The sequence below is a fragment of the Streptomyces atratus genome (assembly GCF_040655115.1).
Taxonomy (GTDB): domain Bacteria; phylum Actinomycetota; class Actinomycetes; order Streptomycetales; family Streptomycetaceae; genus Streptomyces; species Streptomyces atratus_D.
The window spans coordinates 67,232-87,682 of record NZ_JBFAJH010000018.1; the positions used below are offsets into that span (position 1 = coordinate 67,232).

Consider the following 20,451-nt stretch of genomic DNA (forward strand, 5'->3'; position numbering starts at 1 on the left):
CGCGCCGGAGGCGTTCGTATTCCCTTCAGTGGCCGGCGCTCTGGCCGCCGTCCACATGCAGGATCTCGCCGGTGACGAAGGACGCCTGCTCCAGGTACAGGATGGCCTGGACGACGTCGTCGACCTCTTCCATCCGCCCGAGTGGATGGCGGGCCATGAGTTCGGGCGTCACCTCCGGGTTCATCGGCGTGTGGACGACGCCGAGCGAGACGGTGTTCACGCGGATGCCGTGCCCCGCGAATTCGATCGCCAGCTCCTTGGTGACCGCGTTCAGCCCGCCCTTGGTCAGAGACGCGAGCGCGCAGGGCACCTGTGAATTCGGCTGGTCGACCAGGGAGGTCGAAATGTTCACGAGGTGACCACCGCCCTCGTCGCGGGAGAGCATCGCGCCGATGGCACTGCGCGAGACGCTGAAGAATCCGCGCAGGTTCACTCCGACGATCAGGTCGAAGTCCTTGTCCGTGTAGTCGGTGAACGGCTTGCCGATGTAGACACCGGCGCTGTTGACCACGGTGTCGATCCGACCGAACCGGTCCATCGCCGCCCCTGTGATCCGCTCGCCGACACCGGACTCCATCAGATCGCCGCAGCAGGTGAGCACCTGCGGATCATCGGAATCCGGCATGGAACGGCTGGTGGCCACGACCGCGTACCCGAGGCCGCGGTAGGCGGTGACGATGGCCGAGCCGATGCCCCCGTCGGCGCCGGTGATGATCGCGACCTTCGGACCCGGCTTGTGCGTGCGGGCACGCGCCTGGGCCGGATCGCTCCGGGACGGTTTCACTTGAGGATTTCCAGCATTCGGTTGCCCAGAACCGCGGCCGAGGCCGGGTTCTGCCCGGTGACCAGGTTGCGGTCCTCGACCATGTACGGCTCCCAGATCGGGCCGTGGCTGAAGTTGACCCCGACCTTCTCCTGCACATCGGTCTCCAGCAGCCACGGCGCCCTGGAGGCCAGCCCGACGCCCTCCTCTTCCTCATTGGTGAAGCACGTGACGTTGAAGCCCTTGAACGGCGACTCGCCGTGGATCCTGGTCGCCAGCATCGAGGCGGGGGCATGACAGACGATGAACAGCGGGCTGCCCGAGGTCAGCTGCCGCGTCAGCAGCCGTCCGGCATCGGCGTCCCAAGCCAGGTCCGACATCGGACCGTGACCGCCTGGCAGGTACACCGCGTCGTAGTCCTCGAGGCGGACGTCCGACAGCCGCAGCGGCCGACGCATCACCTCCGCGGAACGGATCACGGCCTCCAGTTCCAGGGCGCTGTCGTTTCCGCCGACCATCTCGGGGCGCAGACTCATCATGTCGACGGTCGGGATCACGCCGTTCGGGGTCGCGACGACGACCTCGTGACCGGCGTCCGTCAAGATCTTGTACGGGTTCGCGAACTCCTCGGCCCAGTAGCCCGTCGCGTGCCTCGTGCCGTCCTTCAGCACCCAGTAGCTGGCACCGCTCACGATGAAAAGCACCGTGGCCATGGCAAAGATCCCCTCTCGCACGCGCATACGTGTTCGGTGGGACGACCAGTGACACGATTCGCCGCCAATAACCCCCGCCTTCCACTCTAGGCGTATATGCGATGATTCGCCGCTTCGGCGTATTTCTGCGCGGACCGCCTGGCGGAGTACTTCTGGCGGGACTGCGGGCGGGGAGGAACAGGCGCGTCTGGAGTGCTTCGTACCGGGGCTGCCGGTGCGGCACCTCACTGCCGCGGCTCGCTGAACCGCACCACCAGAACCGAGAAACCCAAGATCACCTAGAACCCGCCCGCCCAAGCCAGGACCTGGCCCATTACGTGAACAACCTGCCGGGGAATAACGCGAACGTCCACATCGTCGCCGAACCGCTCGTCCGCACCGAGATCACGTCGGGTATGCCCGGGTGTCGAGCGGCGGGCAGAAGCTCGACCGCCAGATCGACGCACTCACCACCGCCGGGTGCCGGAAGATCTTCGCGGACAAGAAGTCCGGCAAGAACGCCCTCCGCCCGGAACTGAAGGCGTGCCACGCCTTCCTCGACGCCGGCGACACCCTCGTGGTCCCCTCTCTCGACCGCTACGCCGCAGCCTCCAGGACCTCATCAGCATGGTCGCCGAACTGCGCGAGCGCGGGATCGGCTTCACCTCGCTGCACGAGAACCTGGACACCACCACCCCCGGCGGCCGGCTCGTCTGGGCCGTTCGCAGCAAATTCGCTTCCCTGGTCAGTATCCCCGCCCGGCCACGGCGGATCTGCCATCGCCCGCTCGACGCCGACGACCGCTGGGCGACCGTCCGCCAGCTCCTGAACGACGACTCCTTCGAGACCAGAGACCGGGTGGCCGGGCTGATGGTCTTGCTCCACGGGCAGATGCCCACACGAATCTGCCGGCTGACCACAGCGCACGTCACGGAGGACGAGAACGGCGTTGCCCTCAAGCTCTGCAAAACGCCGCTGAAGCTGCGCTGTTCGGCGAGGCCGGGAAGAACGTCATCGACTGGGACCTGATCGAGCTGCCACCGCCCCTGGACAGCCTGATGCTCCAACTTGTCGACATCGCCCACGACCACCAGCACGTCGTGATGTCGAACGAGCTCAACGCGGCCTGGCTCTTTCCGACCCAACGCCCGGGGAAGTCCCTGGGCAGCAAGCAGCTTGCCAATCGGCTGCGGCGCATCGGCCTGCCAGCTGAAGCCGGACGCTGCACGGCCCGTCTCGACCTCTGTACGCAGATGCCCCCGACGGTCCTTGAACGCCTTCTCGGCATCAGCCCGGCAGCTGCCGAGCGCTGGGCCGCCGGGGCCACCAGAACCGCCTACGCGGCGGAATTCGCTCGCCGATCCTGAGGGTTCTACTGGATGCTCCAGCGGTGCGGGTGGGCGGGATTCTCGGGGCAGGCGAAGACGTTGAGCTCGCCCCAGCGGCCCACGGTGACCTCGGTCGGACTGGCGTACGGGTGCGGGGGCAGACCTTGTTCCTCCAGCGGTTTCCAGCTGCCGCTGCCGCCGTCCCACTCCGAACTGTCGATGGTCAGCAGCAGGTGCATCGGTTTCGCGCAGGTGAGACAGTCCATGGAGGCCGGGTCGGTGGCGTGCCAGGAGGCGAAGCCACCGGCGCGCCAGCCCGGTGGGATAGACAGGTCGTACTGGTAGCCGACCACCGCTGCGGCGTCCTCGTCCGCCGACTCCTCGGCTTCCTCCTCCAGGGCTTCCTCCCATGCGTCGATCCGGGCGCACAGGTCCTCCGGGAGGAGGCCGGCGAACGGGTAGGTGGCCACCTGCTCCGGATGCAGCACGCACGGCTCCGGCACGTAACCCTCGAAGCCGACGACCTGCGGCTGCGGCGGTGCGGTCAGCACCTCGGTGACCTCCCAGGACCGGCGCCAGTGAAGGTGAAGCAGCATGCCGTGGCCCCTCGGGCCGTGCGCGTCGAAGGGGCACCAGAACACCTGGAGCAGATCGCAGTCGTCCGGCCCGGCCGACAAGTCAGGAATGTCCCTCCGGTACAACTGCGCAACGCCAATCAGCGGCAGTGGGTCCGTCGCAGCGGCCCCTTCGATGTGGTGCCGCCGGTCGAGTTCGATGAGCAACTGGCGTTCCTCGTCGGTGGGGGCGGGGTTCCGTTCACGGCGCCACGCAGATGACAGGATCTGCCGTCGCTGATGGATGTCAGTCGGCCGTTGGCCACGTGCGTGGCTGTGAGGCTCGGTGCATACCGGCCAGGGTTCGTTTGACGGCCACAGCAGTGGACCGCCCACGGAACTCGTCGCGACATCCGGTCGCCCCGGGCGCGGATGGAGCCGGGTGGTCGTGCCGCGGTAGGCCGACAGCTCCGGGAAGAGCGCCTCGACATCGAGCGGGCGCGGCGGTGTGGTCCTCGACATGCACGTGACCTTAGACAACTGCCAACCACCATGATCCAGCGCCCCTGGAGGCAACCACCTCCGCATCAGTGCTGTCGGAGCCGTGGACACAACCGCTGTTCCGCAGAGGCGAATATCCGAACCTACCGACACTCCCGGAACATGTCGGCTCCAGGGCCTGTCCGGCGGATCTTGCCGGACAGGCCCCTGATCCCGAGGAGGGCTCAGCGCTTGAGCGTGAAGGTGAAGTCGCCGGAGAGCTTGCCGGTCAGCCGGACTGCCGAAACGAGTCTCCCCTCCGTGATCAGTCTCTCGACCTCGGCCCGCGAAAGACCGCAACCTTCAGCGATCAGTCGCACCGGCCGGACAGGGATCCGCGCCGCAAAGCGGACCGAGACGTCAATGACCTCGCGGTCCAGGTGATCCGATCCGCCGGTGTCGAGGCGCCAGGCGTTGTCCCAGTCGAGGGCGATGCGATTACGGCGCCGCACGGCCGGATCCTGGAGCAGTTCTGCTGTCAGGCCAGAGTCGTTGTCATGCAGCCGGTCCAGCAGCTCAGGTCGTACGGAGCGCACATTCATCCGCTCCAGGACCGTGAGCTTTGCAGTCTCCCCGCAAGCGGTACAGAGCACGAGGAGCCAGGCGTCGATGAGCTTGTGGTTTGCGTTGACGCGAAATTTACCGCTTGCCCGGAAGCGCTCGGACGCGCACGCGTGGCAACGGCGGAGAACGAGCGGCAGGCAGGTGGGCACGACCACCCAGTTGTTGAGCACAGAAGTACACCGGTTTCAGTGAGAAGTCCGCAGCAAAAAGCAGCGCGGCCGCACATGCGCGACGCGCGACGAATCAGCGCTCGGGAGGTCTCACAGGGTGTACAACGGCACGTCCTTGACCAGACGACTTGGTTCGGCAGCACGGTAATGGCGAACAGCGGCGCTGCTCCACTGGTTTTCGATCGCCTACCGCCAGGTTCCATCCGGCGGATCATGGACGAAGCCAGAGCCAGATCGCGGCGACGGTGACGGAGTCGTGGAAGACGTAGGCCCGCTTGTCGTACCTCGTGGCCACGTCCCGGAAGTTCTTGAGCCTGTTGATCGTGCGCTCGACCTTGCCCCTATGCTTGTTGATCGTCTTGTCGAAGTCGGCGGGCCGACCGCCTTTGCTGCCCCGGCGCTTGCGGTTGGCCCGCTGGTCCCTCGGCTCGGGGATGGTGTGCTGATGTGGCGTCTGCGCAGGTAGCGGCGGTTACGGCGGGAGCTGTACGCCTTGTCGCCGCCTTTCGGCGGCATGTTGCCGTCCGTAGGTTCCTCCGGGAATGTGACCCCCAGTTGCTCTTCCGCCTCGCGGACCTCTTCTTTGGCCAGTGGCGGGGCGGGAGGGGCAGCTCGCCTCGGCAGCGGAAGATTGGCCTTGCCCAAACGCCTCCCGCCCACCACACGTTCGGCCTCTGCTGTCCAGTCGGTCGTCATACGCGTGAGGACAGGAACGGCGGATCCCTCACGGTGGACCGTGACACCTCGCCGCCATCCCATCCGGACCCGACGCCGACCGAAGACAGGCCGTAGGCCGGCACGCCCCGCAGCGTGATGCGAGCGGCAAGGTGACGGCGCACGCGACGACTGCGAGAGAAGGCAAGGGCTTCAAGGCGAAGGCACGTTCTGGAACAGCCCTGTACCCGCGGTCGGCAGGGCGAAGGTCTCGTCGCAGCGTGCGCAGTGCAGCGCCCCTGCCTCGTCGGCGGGCGCACTGGGGGCGTATCGGGTGGCGAGCGCTGCGAGAAGGTCGCCGGGCCCCTGCACGGCATCTACGACCCCACCGGCCCCGGCAAGCTGCTGTTCGCCTTCTTCGCCGCGATGGCGGAGACCGAGCGGGAGAACATCCGCGAGTCGACGCCGGAAGGGCTCGACACCGCCGCCCGCAAGGGCAAGCACGGCAGCCGGCCGTCGGTCGTCACCGACGTCATGCTCCACACCGTGCTGCGACGCCGTGCGAACGGCGAGTCCGTCGAGCACATCCAGCCCGACCTGATCATCCCCACCGGCAAGCGCAAGGGCCAGAACCCCTCCGTCGCCAGCATCTACCGGGCGCTCGCCGAGCACGCCAAGCGCGAGGCGTACCCCGAAGCCGTCGAGCAGGCCCACGCCGACTTCGCCGCCCTCCAGGCCGGAGAGGTTCCCGGGCCGAGGGCGGAGACGGAAGCCGTGCGGTGAGCAGCAACGCCACGAACCCTGGGGGCCGGCTACCTGCGGGGGCCGCCGGCAGGCGGCCCTCATTACGCAGCGACGCCGGTCATGCTGCGTCCGGCGAAGCGGCAACGTTCCCCCGGATCACGCCTGTTGCCTATTTCCGGCGTACTCCGGCTGCCCTCCTACTTGGCTGTCCTCGTCGCCGACCACCAGGGCCGGGTGTGCGGTCGGATCCTGGGTTCCGTGAACCCGACGACCAAACCGTCGACGGTGTCAGCATGGCGGACCTTCACCCACCCGCGGCGCCCGGACGGGTACACGGCCGCGCCCCGCTTGGCGGACGAGGGTGGCCTTATCGGCCCGTGACGTCGAGCTCGGCATACATGCCGGCGGCGTAGTGGCCGGGGAAGTTGCAGACGAGTTCGTAGCGCCCCGGGTGCAGCGTGAGTGTGGTCCAGCCCGTCATGCCCGGGATGATGCCGTTGCCGCTGCCCGAGTGGCAGTTGCGAGAGGCTTCGCCCACGCTGCCCGTCTCGTTGATCCGTCCATCGGAGCCGGTGGGCCTGTCTCCCACGGACTTGCCCGCTGGCAGCGGGATCACCAGGACTTCGTGGGTGAGGGCACCGTTGTTCCTCACCCGTAGTGAGATGGTCCCGGCCGGGATCGTGGCCGGGTGGGCGGTCAGGCGCATCATGGCCCTGGGGTGCCGGCCAGGAGCGTGACTCATCATGCCCGGAGCCATGTCGTCCGCGGTCACGTCCACGGCGCGGCCTGGTAGAGCGGGCGCCGCGCATCGCGCGGCCGGGATCGTCCACCCCGGGGGGAGTGTGGCGCGGTGAGCGCTGGTGGTGGCGAGCAAGGCGGTCGTGGCGATGCCCAGCACCACGGCTGCGGCTGCCCCGACGATGACCAGCCACAGTGTGCGGTGACGTTGCGTGGTCACCGATGCTCCCGTAGCAGCGTGAGGCGGCGCTTGTACTCGTCCTCGTCGATCTCTCCGCGTGCGAATCGTTCTGCGAGCAGTTCCTCCGCCCGCCGGCCACCCCGTCCGCTCTCGCCGGACGAGGGCGGGCCGCTCTGGTGGCTGCGGCCAGCGCCGGTGAGGTAGTGGATGAGGGCGATGATTCCGGCGATCAGCAGTCCCCAGAACAGAATCATGATCACGGTCATGAGGAACCATCCGCCGCCCCAGCCGCCGTACCACATCACACCGATCACCTTCTTCGGCTTGTCGACCGTCGATAAGCCCAGGATCGCGCGGTGCGGCATCGCTGGAGAGGGGCACATGGGTCCTCTTGCCGGGGCTGAACGGCCCATGTGGGGGCGGTGGACACGTTCGGCGCCCACCTTCGTTTCCAGCGCGGTGATGCGGAAGGCGCGCGGCAAGCCCTTGGCCGGGCGGAGGTGTCCGTCATCGGGATCATGCAGGGCATCCATGGCCTCGGCGTCGCCATCGGCGGCGCCGAGGAAGAGGGGGAGTAAGGCTGGTGGTCAGGCGTCGGCGTGAGCCGGTTTCCTCGGCCAGCTGGGGGTGGCCTGGGCACGACACGCCGACGAGCAGAACACCGCCCCAGGCTGGGCACCCGGCCTCAGCCGTTCTCCACAAGCCCGGCAGTTCCTCTTCCCGGCCTGCCCGGTGCCCGTCGACACCACGTCGGCGTAGGACTCAACGCTACTCGTCTCCTCGTCGACGCTGCTCAAGCGGCTGCGCTCCGGGTGGCGGAAAACGCCACCTACACCGCGTTCCGCGTGATCCGCACCGTTTTTGAGCCGCGCTACCTCTCGGACGCCCCGCTGCGGCGCCGCGTGACCGCGGCGACGAACCGATCAGGGTCAAGTCCGGGCAGCGGGTGCTGTTCCATGTCCACCCACGGCCTCGACAAGGACGTCGTCATGCTCGGCGGCTACCAGACCCTCGACTTCACCGCCGACCAGCCGGGACTGCCGGTCGCGGGCCATCGTCAGCGCCCCTTCGGGCCGAGAACCATCAGAACAGCAACCGCGACGACCGCGTAAACGATCAAGGTGATGCCGAGTGCGATCGGGATGGCCCGGGGGATGGTCCGCGCTGGATCACGGACCTCCTCACCCAGGGTCGCGATGCGCGCGTACCCAGCGAAGGCAAAGAACAACAGGCCCGCCGCCTGGAGCACCCCGCCGAAGGTCGCGTCGTCACCGACATCGAGCCAGGCCGCGTCCGAGGCGCCGGAGGTGAGGGCGGCGACGACTACGGCGGCGAGCACCCCAACTCGGTGGCCAGGCGTCGCATGACCGTGCGGTTGGCGCGCCGCATCGTGGCCCGGACGACTGGTGCCAGCAGGCGGTCGGCGAGCGGGGCGCGCGCCCAGGTGTACGTGAACGACACGTGACTCCCGCCGGTCCGCAGCGGTTCGATGGTGTAGGTGCCGTGGGCCAGGCGCCGACCGGCCGCGCTGACGTTCCGTTCGACAATGCGCCGCGGCGGGTCGGCCTTGACGACCTCGATGGTGACGTCGGTCTTCGTACCGCCCAGCGCGGCTGTGACCGTGGCGCACGATCCGATGCCGCGGCCAGGGCCGCTGTAGTGCCAGTCGGTCAGGTAGTGGTTGGTGAATCGCTCGTGGTGAGCCATGACATCGAGGAAGTCGTAGACCTGCTCGGGCGTCTGCGGTACGTCGATCGACACGGTGACAGACTTCATGCACCACACGGTACATAGGGCATGTACCAATTGGTACACTCGCGACGTGGTGAATACGGACGACTCGCATCCTGAGGGCGAGGCCGCGCCCGGCACGGACGGGGACCGGCGCTCTCAACTGGTGAACGCGGCTGTCGACTACGTCGCGGCACACGGCTTCGCGGACCTGAGCCTGCGTGGCCTGGGCGCCGCGATCGGCGTCAGTCACCGCATGCTGATCCACTATTTCGGCTCCAAGGAACAGCTGCTCGTCGAGATCGTCCGGACGTCGGAGCAGCGCCAGCGTGATCTGCTGTCCCGGCTCCGCCTGGAACCCGGTCTCTCGCCCGCCGATGCTGCGCGGCTCCTCTGGCAGCAGCTGACGGACCCTCGACTGGCCGGTCAGGAGCGGCTCTTCTTCGAAATCTGCGGGCACGCGCTGCGGGGCCGCCCCGAGGCCGCCCCGGTCCTCGAAGGGCTCGTGAACGACTGGCTGGAGCCGCTCATGGCCGCCGAGGTCGCCGCAGGTGCGGACCCTGCCGTGGCCCGGAACCGCGCCAGGCTGGGACTCGCCACCGTCCGCGGTCTGCTGCTCGACCTGCTCGCCACCGGTGACCGCGCCGGCGTCGACGCGGCGATGGAGGAGTTCCTCCGGCTGTACTACGGCTCGAAGTGACGGAGTCGCCGATCAGGCCAAGCGGCTGGGCCGGACGACGACCACCGTTCGAACAACGGTCGCCGAGGTAGACGTACACCTCGACCTGCTTCGCAGGCTTTCTGAGGCACATTCGAAGCGTCTTGAGAACCGTCAAATCTGGGCTCGAATCACCAGCCGGGCCCCTCGGCCAGGGTCGGGACGGCCTTGGCCGGTGCCACTTTGATCGGGAACTCCACAGCCCGATCCTGCGAGCACAGCACCCTTCGGAGCGCGCCGTACGGTCCGTACGGCCTACGCCTCCACCAGCCCTGTCTGCGGATTGCAGATCTGACAATGCTCGATGCCCGGCTCCGTCAGCGCGATCATCGCTTCCTGGCGGTTGATGAACCCGAGCTGGGCGCTGTACAGGGAGCAACCCCCACGGTGCAGCATCGCCGTTTCACCAGAGCGCTTGGGCTGGATCTTCCACGGCTGCCCAGCCCGAGCCCGCTCCCGGGCACGCCGCTCCTGTTCCGCCTTGACCTCAAGCTCCCGGATCCGGTTCCGGACCTGCCGGAGCTGCCACTCCAGCCACTCGGCCAGGGCACGGTTCGTGTCCAGGTCGGGTATGGCACCGGGATCGGACACGGCTACGCCGCTCGCGCCGCGAGGGAATGACCGGCAGCCGTGGCGCGATGAGCGTCAACATCCCGGGGCGGTGGCTCTCGCGGAGGACACAATGCCCGGGGCGCAGGGCGAGCGTCGGGGCGCTGTCCGTGGTGCTCTGGAAGCATGTCTCGAGGACCGGCAGCGTCACAGGCGCCGATCCCGCCCGCGCCAGGGCCAGGGCCGATCGGGATCCGCCCCCTGTTCGCGCTGCGTGACGCGAGGCGGCGGTGGCCGTTCGCGGCACGCGCGGGGCTGTGCATGGGCGTGCCGGTCGTGATCGGCTGGGCCGCTGGTGACACCGCGGGCGGTCTCATGGCGACGATCGGTGGCTTCACCGCGTTGTATGGCAGCGCCCTGCCCTACCTCTATCGCGCAGGCAGGCTCGCGCTCGTCGCGGCGTCCCTGGCGTTCGCGGTCGGGATGGGCATCTGGGCTGCCGCTGTCGTGTGGGTGGGCGTGCTCGTGGTCGCCCTCATCGCGATGGCGGCGACCCTGCTGTGCAACGCCCTGGCCGTCGGTCCGCCCGGGGCCTACATGATCGCCCTCGCCTGTGCCGTCGGCACAGCGATGCACGCGGAGCACCTGAGCCCCTGGCACACCGGCCTACTGGTGCTGGCGGGCGGTGGCTTCGCCTGGCTGGTCCATATGTCCGGCGCCCTCCTGTGGCCGCGGGGCCCGGAGGAGTCCGCGGTCGCGGCCGCAGGCGACGCGGTGGCGCGGTTCGCCGAGGCGGTGGGCACACCCCGGCAGGACACCGCCCGGCACTGGGCCGCCGTGGCGATGCATGAGTCATGGGCGGCGCTGGTCAGCTACCAGCCGATCCGCACCACCCCCGACAGCACGTTGGACGGGCTGCGCCAACTCAATCGCGAACTGCATCTGATCTTCGCCGACGCCATGCGGGCCGCGACCCACAACGCGCCCATGAACCCCACCGTCCCCGACCAGGCACGACGACTCGCCGCCCAGACCCAGCACCCGTCCTCGGCCGGTGCCGTGGCCGGCGAGGAGGAGATCCCGCTCGGCGGCCCCAGGCCTCTCGACCTGGTACGGCAAGCGGTCACGGCCGGGTCGGAACAGCTCCTCGTCGTCCTGCGGGTCGGCGCTGCGGCCCTGGTGGCCGGAGTGATCGGTGCCGCCCTGAGTCTGGACCACGCCTACTGGGCCATCGCGGCCGCGGTGCTGATGCTGCACCAGGGCTTCGACTGGGTCCGCACCATGCAGCGCGGCCTGGAGCGGCTCGTCGGCACCTGGGTCGGACTGATTCTCGCCCTGGGCGTGCTCACGGCACATCCCACCGGGCTGTGGCTAGCGCTGACCCTCGTACTGCTGCAGTTCACCATCGAGATGTTCGTAGTGCGCAACTACGCCCTGGCTGTCGTCTTCATCACCACCATCGCGCTGACCATCGTGAGCGGCGGACAGCACGTTCCCGGGCTCGGTGGACTGCTGCTCGCCCGCGGGCTCGACACCGCGATCGGCTGCGCCGTGGCACTCGCGGTGTACCTGGTAACCATGCGGGCCGGCGCGGCGGCACGCATCCCGATTGCAATCAACCGCACCCTGGAAGCGATCGGCGCCGTGTCGGACCATCTCGCCAGGAGTGCGGTCACCACCCCGGCCGCCTGGGCGGCTCGACGCGATCTTCAGATGCAGGCCATTGGCGTCGTCAAGGCATACGACGCCAGCGTCAACTCCTCGGTCGTCCGGCGCGGTGACGCGGAGCAGATGTGGCCCACGGTGGTCGCCACTCAACGGCTGGCCTACCGGGTGCTCTCCGCCTGCTGGGCGCTGGAGCAGGTCGGCAGCGGCAGTGAGGCGGCACGCGGGGTGCCCCGCTCGCTGTTCAGTGCCCACGGCGACGAGCAGCTGCACCGAGCGCTCGCGGCCCTTGCCAGCGCGATCCGTACGGGGACCGCCCCGACGCCGCTCGGCAAGGTGCCGTCCTTCCTGTCCACCGAGCTGTCGACCTTGCACGAGTCCTTGGTGCAGACGGTCCCGGACGGCTGACCCGCTTCACCGCGGGCAGGTGCCCCGTCCTGGTCTGTTCGCAGGTGAGCGAGGCGATCCGGTCAATCTCGGTCCTGGCGTTCGGAGCGGGTGTGGCGGCACGGGACCGAGGCACCCAGAACTGCCGCACCTCCCAGGCGAAACGACAACTACGCAGGCGAGGCCAGACTGTCGGTCCTATGACGGCAGCGGCCTGGCAATCGGCGGCATGCTGTGGGTGAAATAGGGCAGCATCCGGGCCGTACACAGGAGCGTGGCGCAGCGCTCTGCGGCGACCGGGCATGGCGTGGACGTGCATGTGGTTACGCTGGGTGTGCGGCAAGGCCGAGCCATGCGAGGGCCGCGGCGGTCAGTGCCGTGATGCCGTTGGTGATGGTGGGCTGCATTACGGGTGCGAAGTACGGCGAGTGGTTCTGCGGGATGTCGCGGTTCCTGGTGCCCGCGGCTTCGGCCTTCGCATAGGTGTCGGGGTCGATGCCGCCGAGCAGCCAGTAGCAGACCGGGACGTTCGCACTGGTTCCGAAGACGCAGACGTCCTCACTGCCGGAGGAGGCACCGGGGTCGGTCAGCCTGTCGTGGCCGACCGCGTCACCGATAGCGGCCAGGGCGCGGGCGCACGCGTCCTCGTCGTTGACCATCAGCGGGAAGGTGTGCATCGTGCTGATCTCGGCATCCCGCTGCGCGCCGGCGACTGCCGCCTCACCGCGTACGATCCGTTCCACCGCGCCCAGGACGGCCGCGCGGACCTGCGGGGTGTAGGTGCGGATGTTGAGCTGGAGTTCGGCCTCGTCCGGGATGATGTTGTCTCTGGTACCGGCCTGCAGAGCGCCGACGGTGACCACCACGGCCCGGTCCCTGGAGGCGATCTCGCGGGAGACCACGGTCTGCAGCCGCATCACGGTGGAGGCCGCCATCATTACCGGGTCGATCGCCGCTTCCGGCATCGACGCGTGTGCTCCACGCCCGAACATACGCACCTTGAGCGCGTCGGTGGCAGCGAAGGCGAGACCGGGGTGGCAGGCGATAGTGCCGGCCGGGATCGACATCACATGCTGGCCGAGGACGACATCGGGAGTGCCGAAGCGGGCGTAGAGGTTGTCGTCGACCATGGCCTGAGCGCCTTGGCCGAGTTCTTCGGCGGGCTGGAACACGGCCAGGACAGTGTAGGTTCCGATACGACTTGTCAGTCGGTGATGCTGTGACGTGTGGCCTTGCGTGAGTGTCTCGACGGTTTGTCGGCGGTTCTGTCTTGCCTATCTGTCGTTTTCCTCAGCGCGTGTTCGTCGCTGGAGGGCTGTTGTGGTGGTTGCCTGGTTCGAGACAGGGGTTCCTCTGATGTCGGGTAGCGTGGGCCCGGGTGCTGCTGACCGTGCTCGTCAGGGGCACCGCCGCGACACGGTTTGGGGGGAGACATCGTGGATGACCTGGGGAGCCTTGCGTGGCGCATCGTGCGCTGGATTGGCCGAGGAATCGCCGCAGTTCTCGATTATCTGAACCTTCGCGATGGTCTTCGGGCTCTCAAGCGCGACGCGCGCCAAGAGGAGCGTCAGGACCGCTGATCGCCGTCGGGCCATCACGCTCAGTAGTAGGAGCCGGATGAAGTGTCTCCAGGGCTTGAACGCTGGGTCTTCGGAGCGCGGCGTTGGACCTCGTGGTGGGCGGCGCACTGGCCCTCGGTAGTGAGGGTGTAGAAGGTCCGGCGTTTGCCGGGGCTGCGGCCCGGTGTGGCTCTGCTGGTCCAGGCGGCGTCGTCTTCGAGGCGGCAGGTGAGCCATCCTGCGCGTTCGAGCCGCTTGAGTTGGGGATAGAGCGTCCCTGGGTCGAGCCCGGTGCGTGCGATGACTTCGGCCCCGTAGAACTCCTCCTGCGGGTGCGTGAGGAGGTCGTGGAGGAGGGTGAGCGTTGGCCTGGTGATGCGGATGCGCTCGACAGCGATGTCGCTGAAGGGGGTGAGCGGGCCGGGACCGCGGCGGATCTTGAGTTGTGCATGGGTGGTTTCCAAAGTGTGATTGTCGGGTGGGGGCGTGATCTGGTCATGGTGGAGTGAGGCGGCCATGAGGGCCTGGACTCGGTCTGTTTCGAGGTCGCGGAGCAGTCGTCGGCCCTGTTTGGTGGGCTGCTGAGGGCGGCCGAAGGCTGCCCGGTCGAAGAGCGTCGCGCCGATGTCGTGTTCCAGCCGTTGGAACTGCGTGACCAGAGCGCTGGGTTCGGTTTTCAGGTGAGGGGCGGCGCTGTCGAGAGACGGGAAACGCATGGCGATCTGGAAACGGTGGAGCCGGAGCCAGCCGTGAAGGGTGCCTTCAACAGCGGCCCGGATGTCCCGGGGCAGCGTGGTGTCGTCCTTGGCGGTCATGATGGTGTGCGGCTGTGTACTCCCGGTGGCCGCAGGGGGACGCCGAGGTACTTGAGGCGACGGCGGACCGTCTCGTCTTCCGTGCCGAGTTCTTCGGCGATGTCGAGCGTTGATCGTTTGTGGGTGAGGTATTGCTCGCGCAGCCAGGTTTCGTCCATGGGGAAGGGCTGCCGGGTGCGGCGAACGGTGATGCCGACGGCGCGGGCCTGTGCGGCGGCGATGTGGCGGGGGATGCCGGTTTCCAGCGCGATTTCCCTGAGGGTCTTCCCGCTGGCGGCGTATTCGCGTTGAAGGAAGTCCGCGGTGAGGACGGACTTGGCTGTCTCGCGCAGGCGCCAGGAGCCGACAGCCGATGACCGGCCCCACTCCCGGGGCTCGCGGGGAACGCGTTCGAGTGCGAACCGGACGTGGGTGAGCGTGGTGTCCAGTTCCCTGGCCGCCTCTCGCGGGGCGCGCTGTTCGGTGATGACGATGCGGCGGACCGCTTCCAGGTCGATGTCGTCGAGCCGTCGGCCGGGGAGGTCGAGTCCGTCGGCGCAGTCTCCCGGCGGCTCCCAGGTCAGCGGTTCGTTGATGTCCAAGCCGTCCAGGATCCTCAGCGCGTGCTGGTTGAGTGCGTCGCGCTGGTCGAGCGTCAAGGAGGGAGGGAAGGCGAAGTAGCGGGAACGGTCGGCTGCCGATCGCAGCACGAGAGGGTGGCGGGGGTCGGTGAGGTCGGCGCCGGTCAGCAACTGGTGGAGGTAGCGCTGGGCGTTCAGGTAGCGGGGGGCCTGGGTGGTTTTGTTGCTGAACTATTCGCCGGGACCTGGCGGTTGAGCGTGTTGAGGAAGTCCACGAACACGTCGCCCGGATACGCGAAACCGCGTTCCTTCTGATAGGCGACCAGTTCGGGGCAGGCGTTCTTGGCGTTGTCGTAGCCGATCTCGTCGCCGCCGACATGGAAGTACCGGCTGTCGAACATCGGGATGATCTCTTCGAGCAGGTCGTGGACGAAGCGGCGGGTGTGCTCCTTGGTGATGTCGAGCGTCCAGCCACCCTGCTCGCCGCCCGGTCACTGCGCCTTGTCCATCGACGCGCACGAGAACCGCAGCCGCGGGTCATAGGCGGTGATCGGGGTCGCGTGCCCCGGAAGATCGACCTCGGGAATGATCTCGACGTGGTAGCGGCGGGCGTAGTCCTGCAGCTCCCGCAGGTCGGCGGCCGAGTAGGACTCCTTCGCGGCGAGTTCCGGGAACTTCTCCGTACGGATACGGAAGCCCCGCCAGTCGGTGAGATGCAGATGGAAGGTGTTGAGTTTCGGCCATGCCATCAGGCGTATCTGCGACTTGAGATAGCTCACCGGGTAGAACTTGCGTCCTACATCGAGCATCTGGGCGCGCTGCTCCATGCGCGGCCAGTCCCGTGCCGTGCCCTTGGGGACACGGGCGCGCCGTGGGTCGGCCTTGAGGATCTGCTGCACCGTCTGCGTGCCGTAGAACACTCCGGTCGGGGTGGGCGCCTCGATGGTCAGGGCGGCCGCCGACGTCAGCCGGTAGCCCTCGGTGCCGAGGCCCCGGTCGTCCGTGTGCGCGGTGAGGACGACGTCCCCCGGGCGAGCGGACCCCGACGTCACGGGGATCGTGCGCCCAGACAGGGCGGACAGGTCGGAGGCGAACGCCCGGGCGGTCTCGGTCAGTTCGGCGGCCTCCGCCCGGCTGACGAGAATCCGGCTGCTCCCGGTCAGCCGCCAGTGGCCCCGGCCACCTTGCCACTTCTGCAGGCTGGGCAGCACGGCGGGAGCGGGGTTGACCGCTCGGGTCCGCGATGCCGGGTCCTGCGGTCCGGGCGCGGCGGCCGTGGAGGGGGACGTCGCGGCCAGGGGAAGGAGCAGCGCTCCGACGGCCAGCGCGGTCAGGGTCAGCGTCGTGCGGCGCGGGCGCCGCGTCCGGCGGGTCAGGCCCTTCATCGCAGGTCCACGCGGTCGCCGGTGACATTGGTGGCCGTCCGGCTGCCGTCCGGAGCCAGGCCGGTCACGGTCAGTTCGGGGATGAAGAAGCCCCGTTCGACATCGGCGTCGGAGACGGTGACCTTGGCCGTGCGGCAGACGTAGGACTGGCCGGCGGCCAGGCTGGAGTAGTGGCAGCTGGGCAGATTGCTCATGTTGCCGGTGACGGTGACATCGGTGAGCGTCGTGTTGCCGGAGTTGGTCACGCGGGTCCAGTACGTCATCACATCGCCGGTGACCCCCGGGCCACTCGCCGCGTCGTAGTGGTCGATCACGGGGAGCGCCGTCAGTGACGGCCGTGCGGGGGCTGCCGGGTCGGCCGTGACACCGATCGAACCCGTCCCCGAGGACTGGGTGTTCCGGGTCCGGTAGACGGCCGTCACCGGGACACTGCCGGACGCGGTTGCGGGGGCTGTGACGCGTACGGTGACCTCAGCGGTCTTGCCGGGGGCGATTCGCGGCACGGCGGCCCTGCCGTTGGAGGTCCAGCCCGACGGGAGATTCAGGCTCAGCGTGCCGGGCCCGGTGGTCTTCCGCCTCTGGTTGGTCACGGTGGCGGTGAGGTCGGCGCTCTCGCCGGCCGTCAGCTGTTCCGGTGCCTGGATGGTGACCGGGGCGCAGACGCCGCCCAGCCACTTCCGGTCGAACCCGGCATAGGTCATGTAGCGGTATCCCGCCCGCTCGTAGAGCATGCCGATGCGGCCGTGGGACAGCGGAGTGATGGTGGAGTACCCGGCGGCACCGGGCTCGAGGACGCGCTTGATCGGCCACGTCCTGCCGTCGTCGCACGACATCTTCACGGTGAGGTTGCGCCGGATCCCGTTGTCCTCGGTGTTGCTGAAGACCAGCCACTTCGACCGCGGATCGGACGCGGGCGCGTCCGGCGCGAAGCGCATGATCGCCCCGTTGTTGCCGGGGTCGGTCAACTCGGTGTCCTGGAGGAGCCCGTCGTAGGTGACGCCGCCGTCGTGGGAGAGAGCGACCTTGCGGTAGGGCGCGGAGCGCACGTTGAGCATCACCGTGCCGTCCGAGAGCTCGACGGTCTTGTTCTCGTCCGCCCCCGGGCCGACGAGCTCCCCCATGTGCCAGGTCTCGCCCTGGTCGTCGCTGTAGGCGCTGGCCGCGTAATTGCCGCCCTTGTGACGGACCACGTACTGCTGGATGAGACGCCCGGCGTACGTGCCGTGCCGCAGTTGGATGCCCTCGCCGGAAGAGGCGAACATCCCGCCCCAGCCAGGGGTCTTGATCTGCGACGTGATCCGGCGGTGCTTCCAGGTGCGTCCGTCGTCGTCGGAGTAGCTGTAGTCCGCGTGCAGCACGTTCGGGTCGTCGGGGTCGGTCCCGGTGCCCGAACCGATGTAGCCCTGGTTGACGGAGGCCGCGTAGAAGACGAAGACACGTCCGGTCCGGCGGTCCACGAGCAGGCTCGGGTCGCCGTATCCCCGGGGTGCGGCGTCCTGGCGGACGATCTGCTGCGGCTGCCAGGTACGGCCGCCGTCCGTGCTCCGTCTGATCACCATCGCGATGTTGCTGGGCACGTCGGCCATGCTGGGCCGCCCGTCGTACGCGGCGATCAGCGTGCCGTCGACGGTCGTGGTGAGCGCGGGAATGCGGTACTGCGGGAAGCCTCCCTCGCCCCGGTCGGCGAGGTCCTGCCGCGCGATGTGGCTTGTCTGGCCGATCCCTGGAGGGCCGTCGGCCTGCGCCGGCACGGTGGCGAGGCCGGTCAGAACCACGGTCGCCAGCAGCCGGGCGAATTGACGTTTCATGAAGCGGAACCCCTTCTCGGGTTCGATGCTCGGGCGCCGAGAGCACCTCAACAACGGACCTCTGACGTCAGATGTCTATGCGTGCCGGAACGTATAGTGGTGTAGACCACACGTCAAGGTGTTGCGGCTGCCCGGGTTCGCCTCCGGCTCCGGCCGGCTGTGGGGCTCGTAAAGTCATTGCTGCTGGTCAGCAACCGTCTCCAGGCTCGTCGGTGGGGACTTGTAGTGCTGCCCTGGTGATCGTGTCCCTGCTCTGCCGCACCGCCCGCGCGCTGTTGTCCGTCCCCGTGGTCCTACTGCGCCGAGACACCGCCAAGGATGTTGAACTGCTGGTGCTGCGGCACGAGAACGCCATCCTGCGCAGGCATGTGAAGGGCAGGGTGCGCCATGAGCCGGCCGACCGGTTCCGGCTCGCCGCCCTCACTTCGCTGATACCGCGTGGCCGCCGTCTTCCCCGCCACTCCCGGTACTTTGCCGGGGCCTGGCACCGCAAACCGATCGCCAGGAAGTGGGACTACTGCGCCCGCAGCTCCCGCACCGGACGGCCGCCGGCGGCGGCCGCGCTCAAGAGTCTCGTGCTGCGCCTGGCTGATGAGAATCCCCGCTGGGGCCACCGCCGCATCCAGGGTGAACTGGCCCCGGGCACCCCATCGCGGCCTCCACGGTCCGGAGGATCCTGCACGCAGCAGGCACCGGCCCGGCCCCGCACCGCTTTGGCCCCACCTGGCGCGGTTTCCTCACGGCGCGGGCTCAGGGGATCCTTGCCGCGGACTTCTTCCCTGTCGACACGGCCTGGGGCAAGCGCCTGTACGCGAGGGCGTTCATCGAGCACGGCACCCGGAGACTGCACATCACCAAGGTGACCGCGTACCCCACCGCGCAGTGGGCGGTACAACAGGCCCGGAACATCGCTGCCGGCCTCGGCGAGCGGGGCGCCGGACCACGGTTCCTGCTACGCGACCGCGACAGCCAGGTACACCGACGCCTTCGATGCCGTCTTGACCGCCCGAGGACACGCAGGTGCTGCTCAGCGCGCCCCGGGCACCGGGCATGTACGCGCAGTGCGAACGCGTGATCGGCACCATCCGCCGCGAGGCCCAGACCACGTCCTGGTCCTGGGCGAGAGCCACGCCAGGAAGGTCCTGACTGACTGCCAGGACCCGTACAACGGACACCGGCCGCACCGATCCCGGCAGCAGCTATCGCCCAGCGCGACCGAGCAGCCCGCAATCGTGCACGACCTCGACGACCGAAGCCTGCTCCGCACCAGGGTCCTCGGCGGCATCATCAACGAGTATTGATACGCCGCGTGACCTGCAACGAAGACTTTTCGAGCCCCACAGGAGTTGGAGCAGATACGGCGGGCGTCAGCGGCCGAAGCAGTGTGCCGAGGCGGCGACGTCGTCATGGTCGAGTGAGTCGAGCAGGGCTTGCAGTTCGGCGATGGTCGGGTAGGAGCTCTGGGCTCCGCGGCGGGTGGCGGCGCAGGCGGCGACCGCTGCTGCCGTGTGCGCGGCGTCGACGACGGTACGGCCGTCGGCAAGGCCCGCGAGTACCGCTCCGAGGAAGGCGTCCCCGCAGCCGGTGGTGTCGACAGCGCTGACGGTGATCGGCGCGATGCGGACGACGTGGGCCTGAGTGTCGGGGCCGACGCCGCCGGCATGGTTCAGCACCATCGCGCCGCGGGCTCCTGCGGTCACCACCGTGCGGCGGATACCGAAGCGTTCGAACAGCACACGGCAGATGTCGTCCCACGACTGTTCCGCCAGTTCGGCTCCCACCATGTCGGCGAGTTCGAGTTCGTTGAGCACGAGCAGGTCGACCATGGCCAGTAGGTCCGGGTGCGGTGTGCGATAGGGCGAGGGGTTGAGCACGACCTGGCCTCCGGAGCTGTGGGCGATCCGAGCCGCGGTGAGGAGCACCCGGTCGTCGACTTCGAAGGCGAGGCCGAGTACTGCAGCCTGGGCGATGGTCTCTCGGGCAAGTTCGATGTCCCGGTCGCACAGGACTCCGTTGGCTCCCGGGGAGACGACGATGGTGTTCTCGCCTTCGTGGTCAATGGTGATCAACGCCGTGCCGGTGGCGACGTCCGAGAAGGACTGCACCCGGGAGGTGTCGATGCCTTCCCGTTCGAGCGCGCCGCGCAGGATGCCGCCGTGCTCGTCGCGGCCGACCGCGCCCACCATGCTCACGGATGCGCCGAGGCGGGACGCGGCCACTGCCTGGTTGGCCGACTTGCCGCCGGAACCGATCACCAGGCCGCCGCCGCGCACGGTCTGTCCCGGCTGGGGCAGGTGCTCCGTGGCAACTCAGGTCTGCGTTGATCGAGCCGACGACACATACGGT

19 protein-coding genes and 4 pseudogenes are annotated in these 20,451 nt (G+C 68.6%); 7 read left to right on the forward strand and 16 right to left on the reverse strand.

Annotation, left to right across the window (positions count from 1 at the left end; translation table 11 throughout):
- Positions 1 to 25: 25 nt before the first annotated feature.
- Together AB0I23_RS20820 and AB0I23_RS20825 are read right to left on the reverse strand one after the other, a co-directional pair.
- Positions 26 to 784 carry an SDR family NAD(P)-dependent oxidoreductase gene (locus tag AB0I23_RS20820; RefSeq protein WP_359111149.1) on the reverse strand — a complete coding sequence of 253 codons (759 nt, stop codon included), beginning with the start codon at positions 782 to 784 and terminating at the stop codon, positions 26 to 28.
- Positions 781 to 1,476 carry a type 1 glutamine amidotransferase domain-containing protein gene (locus tag AB0I23_RS20825; protein ID WP_359111150.1) on the reverse strand — a complete coding sequence of 232 codons (696 nt, stop codon included), beginning with the start codon at positions 1,474 to 1,476 and terminating at the stop codon, positions 781 to 783. The genes AB0I23_RS20820 and AB0I23_RS20825 overlap by 4 nt, the downstream gene beginning before the upstream one ends.
- A 403-nt stretch (positions 1,477 to 1,879) precedes the next feature.
- On the opposite strand from AB0I23_RS20825, the pseudogene AB0I23_RS20830 reads away from it, so the two are divergent.
- Together AB0I23_RS20830 and AB0I23_RS20835 are read left to right on the forward strand one after the other, a co-directional pair.
- Positions 1,880 to 2,484: pseudogene (locus tag AB0I23_RS20830) on the forward strand (recombinase family protein).
- A 29-nt stretch (positions 2,485 to 2,513) separates the two neighbouring features.
- A complete protein-coding gene (locus tag AB0I23_RS20835; protein WP_359111152.1) occupies positions 2,514 to 2,822 on the forward strand; it encodes a hypothetical protein in 309 nt (102 codons plus the stop codon).
- A gap of 5 nt (positions 2,823 to 2,827) precedes the next feature.
- Here AB0I23_RS20835 and AB0I23_RS20840 read toward each other — a convergent pair whose 3' ends face one another.
- The 3 genes and pseudogenes from AB0I23_RS20840 to AB0I23_RS20850 form a co-directional block, all read right to left on the reverse strand.
- A complete protein-coding gene (locus tag AB0I23_RS20840; RefSeq protein WP_359111154.1) occupies positions 2,828 to 3,859 on the reverse strand; it encodes a hypothetical protein in 1,032 nt (343 codons plus the stop codon).
- A gap of 203 nt (positions 3,860 to 4,062) precedes the next feature.
- The gene (locus tag AB0I23_RS20845; RefSeq protein ID WP_359111156.1) at positions 4,063 to 4,611 is read right to left on the reverse strand and encodes a DUF1062 domain-containing protein; all 549 of its coding nucleotides are present in this window, start codon (positions 4,609 to 4,611) and stop codon (positions 4,063 to 4,065) included.
- Positions 4,612 to 4,822: 211 nt separating this feature from the next.
- Positions 4,823 to 5,112, reverse strand: a pseudogene (locus tag AB0I23_RS20850) (transposase); the annotation flags it as partial.
- 441 nt (positions 5,113 to 5,553) lie between these two features.
- On the opposite strand from AB0I23_RS20850, the gene AB0I23_RS20855 reads away from it, so the two are divergent.
- On the forward strand, positions 5,554 to 6,048 hold the full coding sequence (locus tag AB0I23_RS20855) for a recombinase family protein (RefSeq protein WP_359111158.1): 495 nt from the start codon (positions 5,554 to 5,556) through the stop codon (positions 6,046 to 6,048).
- 328 nt (positions 6,049 to 6,376) lie between these two features.
- Here the strand turns inward: AB0I23_RS20855 and AB0I23_RS20860 are convergent, their stop codons facing one another.
- Positions 6,377 to 6,967, reverse strand: coding sequence for a sulfocyanin-like copper-binding protein (locus tag AB0I23_RS20860; RefSeq protein ID WP_359111160.1), 591 nt, complete (start codon positions 6,965 to 6,967; stop codon positions 6,377 to 6,379).
- Positions 6,964 to 7,194, reverse strand: a complete 231-nt coding sequence (locus AB0I23_RS20865; RefSeq protein ID WP_436846972.1) for an SHOCT domain-containing protein — start codon at positions 7,192 to 7,194, stop codon at positions 6,964 to 6,966. Before AB0I23_RS20865 ends, AB0I23_RS20860 begins: the two co-directional genes overlap by 4 nt.
- 156 nt (positions 7,195 to 7,350) lie before the next feature.
- On the opposite strand from AB0I23_RS20865, the gene AB0I23_RS20870 reads away from it, so the two are divergent.
- Together AB0I23_RS20870 and AB0I23_RS20875 are read left to right on the forward strand one after the other, a co-directional pair.
- The gene (locus AB0I23_RS20870; RefSeq protein ID WP_359111164.1) at positions 7,351 to 7,506 is read left to right on the forward strand and encodes a hypothetical protein; all 156 of its coding nucleotides are present in this window, start codon (positions 7,351 to 7,353) and stop codon (positions 7,504 to 7,506) included.
- 378 nt (positions 7,507 to 7,884) lie between these two features.
- Positions 7,885 to 8,040 (forward strand): hypothetical protein, encoded by a 156-nt coding sequence (locus AB0I23_RS20875; RefSeq protein ID WP_359111166.1) that lies wholly within the window; start codon positions 7,885 to 7,887, stop codon positions 8,038 to 8,040.
- Here AB0I23_RS20875 and AB0I23_RS20880 read toward each other — a convergent pair.
- A pseudogene (locus AB0I23_RS20880) lies at positions 7,992 to 8,273 on the reverse strand (amino acid permease); the annotation flags it as partial. The gene AB0I23_RS20875 and the pseudogene AB0I23_RS20880 overlap by 49 nt on opposite strands.
- Entirely contained in the window at positions 8,252 to 8,704 is a 453-nt protein-coding gene (locus tag AB0I23_RS20885) for an SRPBCC family protein (RefSeq protein WP_359111168.1), read from the reverse strand. The pseudogene AB0I23_RS20880 and the gene AB0I23_RS20885, both read right to left, overlap by 22 nt.
- A gap of 46 nt (positions 8,705 to 8,750) precedes the next feature.
- Between AB0I23_RS20885 and AB0I23_RS20890 the strand changes: the two genes are divergently transcribed.
- The gene (locus tag AB0I23_RS20890; RefSeq protein WP_359111169.1) at positions 8,751 to 9,359 is read left to right on the forward strand and encodes a TetR/AcrR family transcriptional regulator; all 609 of its coding nucleotides are present in this window, start codon (positions 8,751 to 8,753) and stop codon (positions 9,357 to 9,359) included.
- A gap of 273 nt (positions 9,360 to 9,632) precedes the next feature.
- Here AB0I23_RS20890 and AB0I23_RS20895 read toward each other — a convergent pair whose 3' ends face one another.
- Positions 9,633 to 9,968, reverse strand: a complete 336-nt coding sequence (locus AB0I23_RS20895) for a DUF6233 domain-containing protein (protein WP_359111171.1) — start codon at positions 9,966 to 9,968, stop codon at positions 9,633 to 9,635.
- A gap of 279 nt (positions 9,969 to 10,247) precedes the next feature.
- Here AB0I23_RS20895 and AB0I23_RS20900 point away from each other — a divergent pair, with 279 nt between their 5' ends.
- Entirely contained in the window at positions 10,248 to 11,999 is a 1,752-nt protein-coding gene (locus tag AB0I23_RS20900) for an FUSC family protein (protein ID WP_359111173.1), read from the forward strand.
- A gap of 302 nt (positions 12,000 to 12,301) precedes the next feature.
- Here AB0I23_RS20900 and AB0I23_RS20905 read toward each other — a convergent pair whose 3' ends face one another.
- The 6 genes and pseudogenes from AB0I23_RS20905 to AB0I23_RS20930 all read right to left on the reverse strand — a co-directional run bounded on the left by AB0I23_RS20905 (position 12,302) and on the right by AB0I23_RS20930 (position 20,399).
- Positions 12,302 to 13,186 carry a M20/M25/M40 family metallo-hydrolase gene (locus tag AB0I23_RS20905; RefSeq protein ID WP_359111250.1) on the reverse strand — a complete coding sequence of 295 codons (885 nt, stop codon included), beginning with the start codon at positions 13,184 to 13,186 and terminating at the stop codon, positions 12,302 to 12,304.
- Between the two features lie 392 nt (positions 13,187 to 13,578).
- Positions 13,579 to 14,352 (reverse strand): LysR family transcriptional regulator, encoded by a 774-nt coding sequence (locus AB0I23_RS20910; protein WP_359111175.1) that lies wholly within the window; start codon positions 14,350 to 14,352, stop codon positions 13,579 to 13,581.
- On the reverse strand, positions 14,349 to 15,083 hold the full coding sequence (locus AB0I23_RS20915; protein ID WP_359111177.1) for a hypothetical protein: 735 nt from the start codon (positions 15,081 to 15,083) through the stop codon (positions 14,349 to 14,351). Before AB0I23_RS20915 ends, AB0I23_RS20910 begins: the two co-directional genes overlap by 4 nt.
- Before the next feature lie 23 nt (positions 15,084 to 15,106).
- Positions 15,107 to 16,297 (reverse strand): annotated as a pseudogene (locus tag AB0I23_RS20920) (family 20 glycosylhydrolase).
- Entirely contained in the window at positions 16,294 to 18,105 is a 1,812-nt protein-coding gene (locus AB0I23_RS20925; RefSeq protein WP_436846971.1) for an exo-alpha-sialidase, read from the reverse strand. The pseudogene AB0I23_RS20920 and the gene AB0I23_RS20925 overlap by 4 nt, the downstream one beginning before the upstream one ends.
- 1,367 nt (positions 18,106 to 19,472) lie before the next feature.
- Positions 19,473 to 20,399: a ribokinase gene (locus AB0I23_RS20930; RefSeq protein WP_359111252.1), complete on the reverse strand. Its 927-nt coding sequence runs from the start codon at positions 20,397 to 20,399 to the stop codon at positions 19,473 to 19,475.
- Positions 20,400 to 20,451 lie beyond the last annotated feature (52 nt).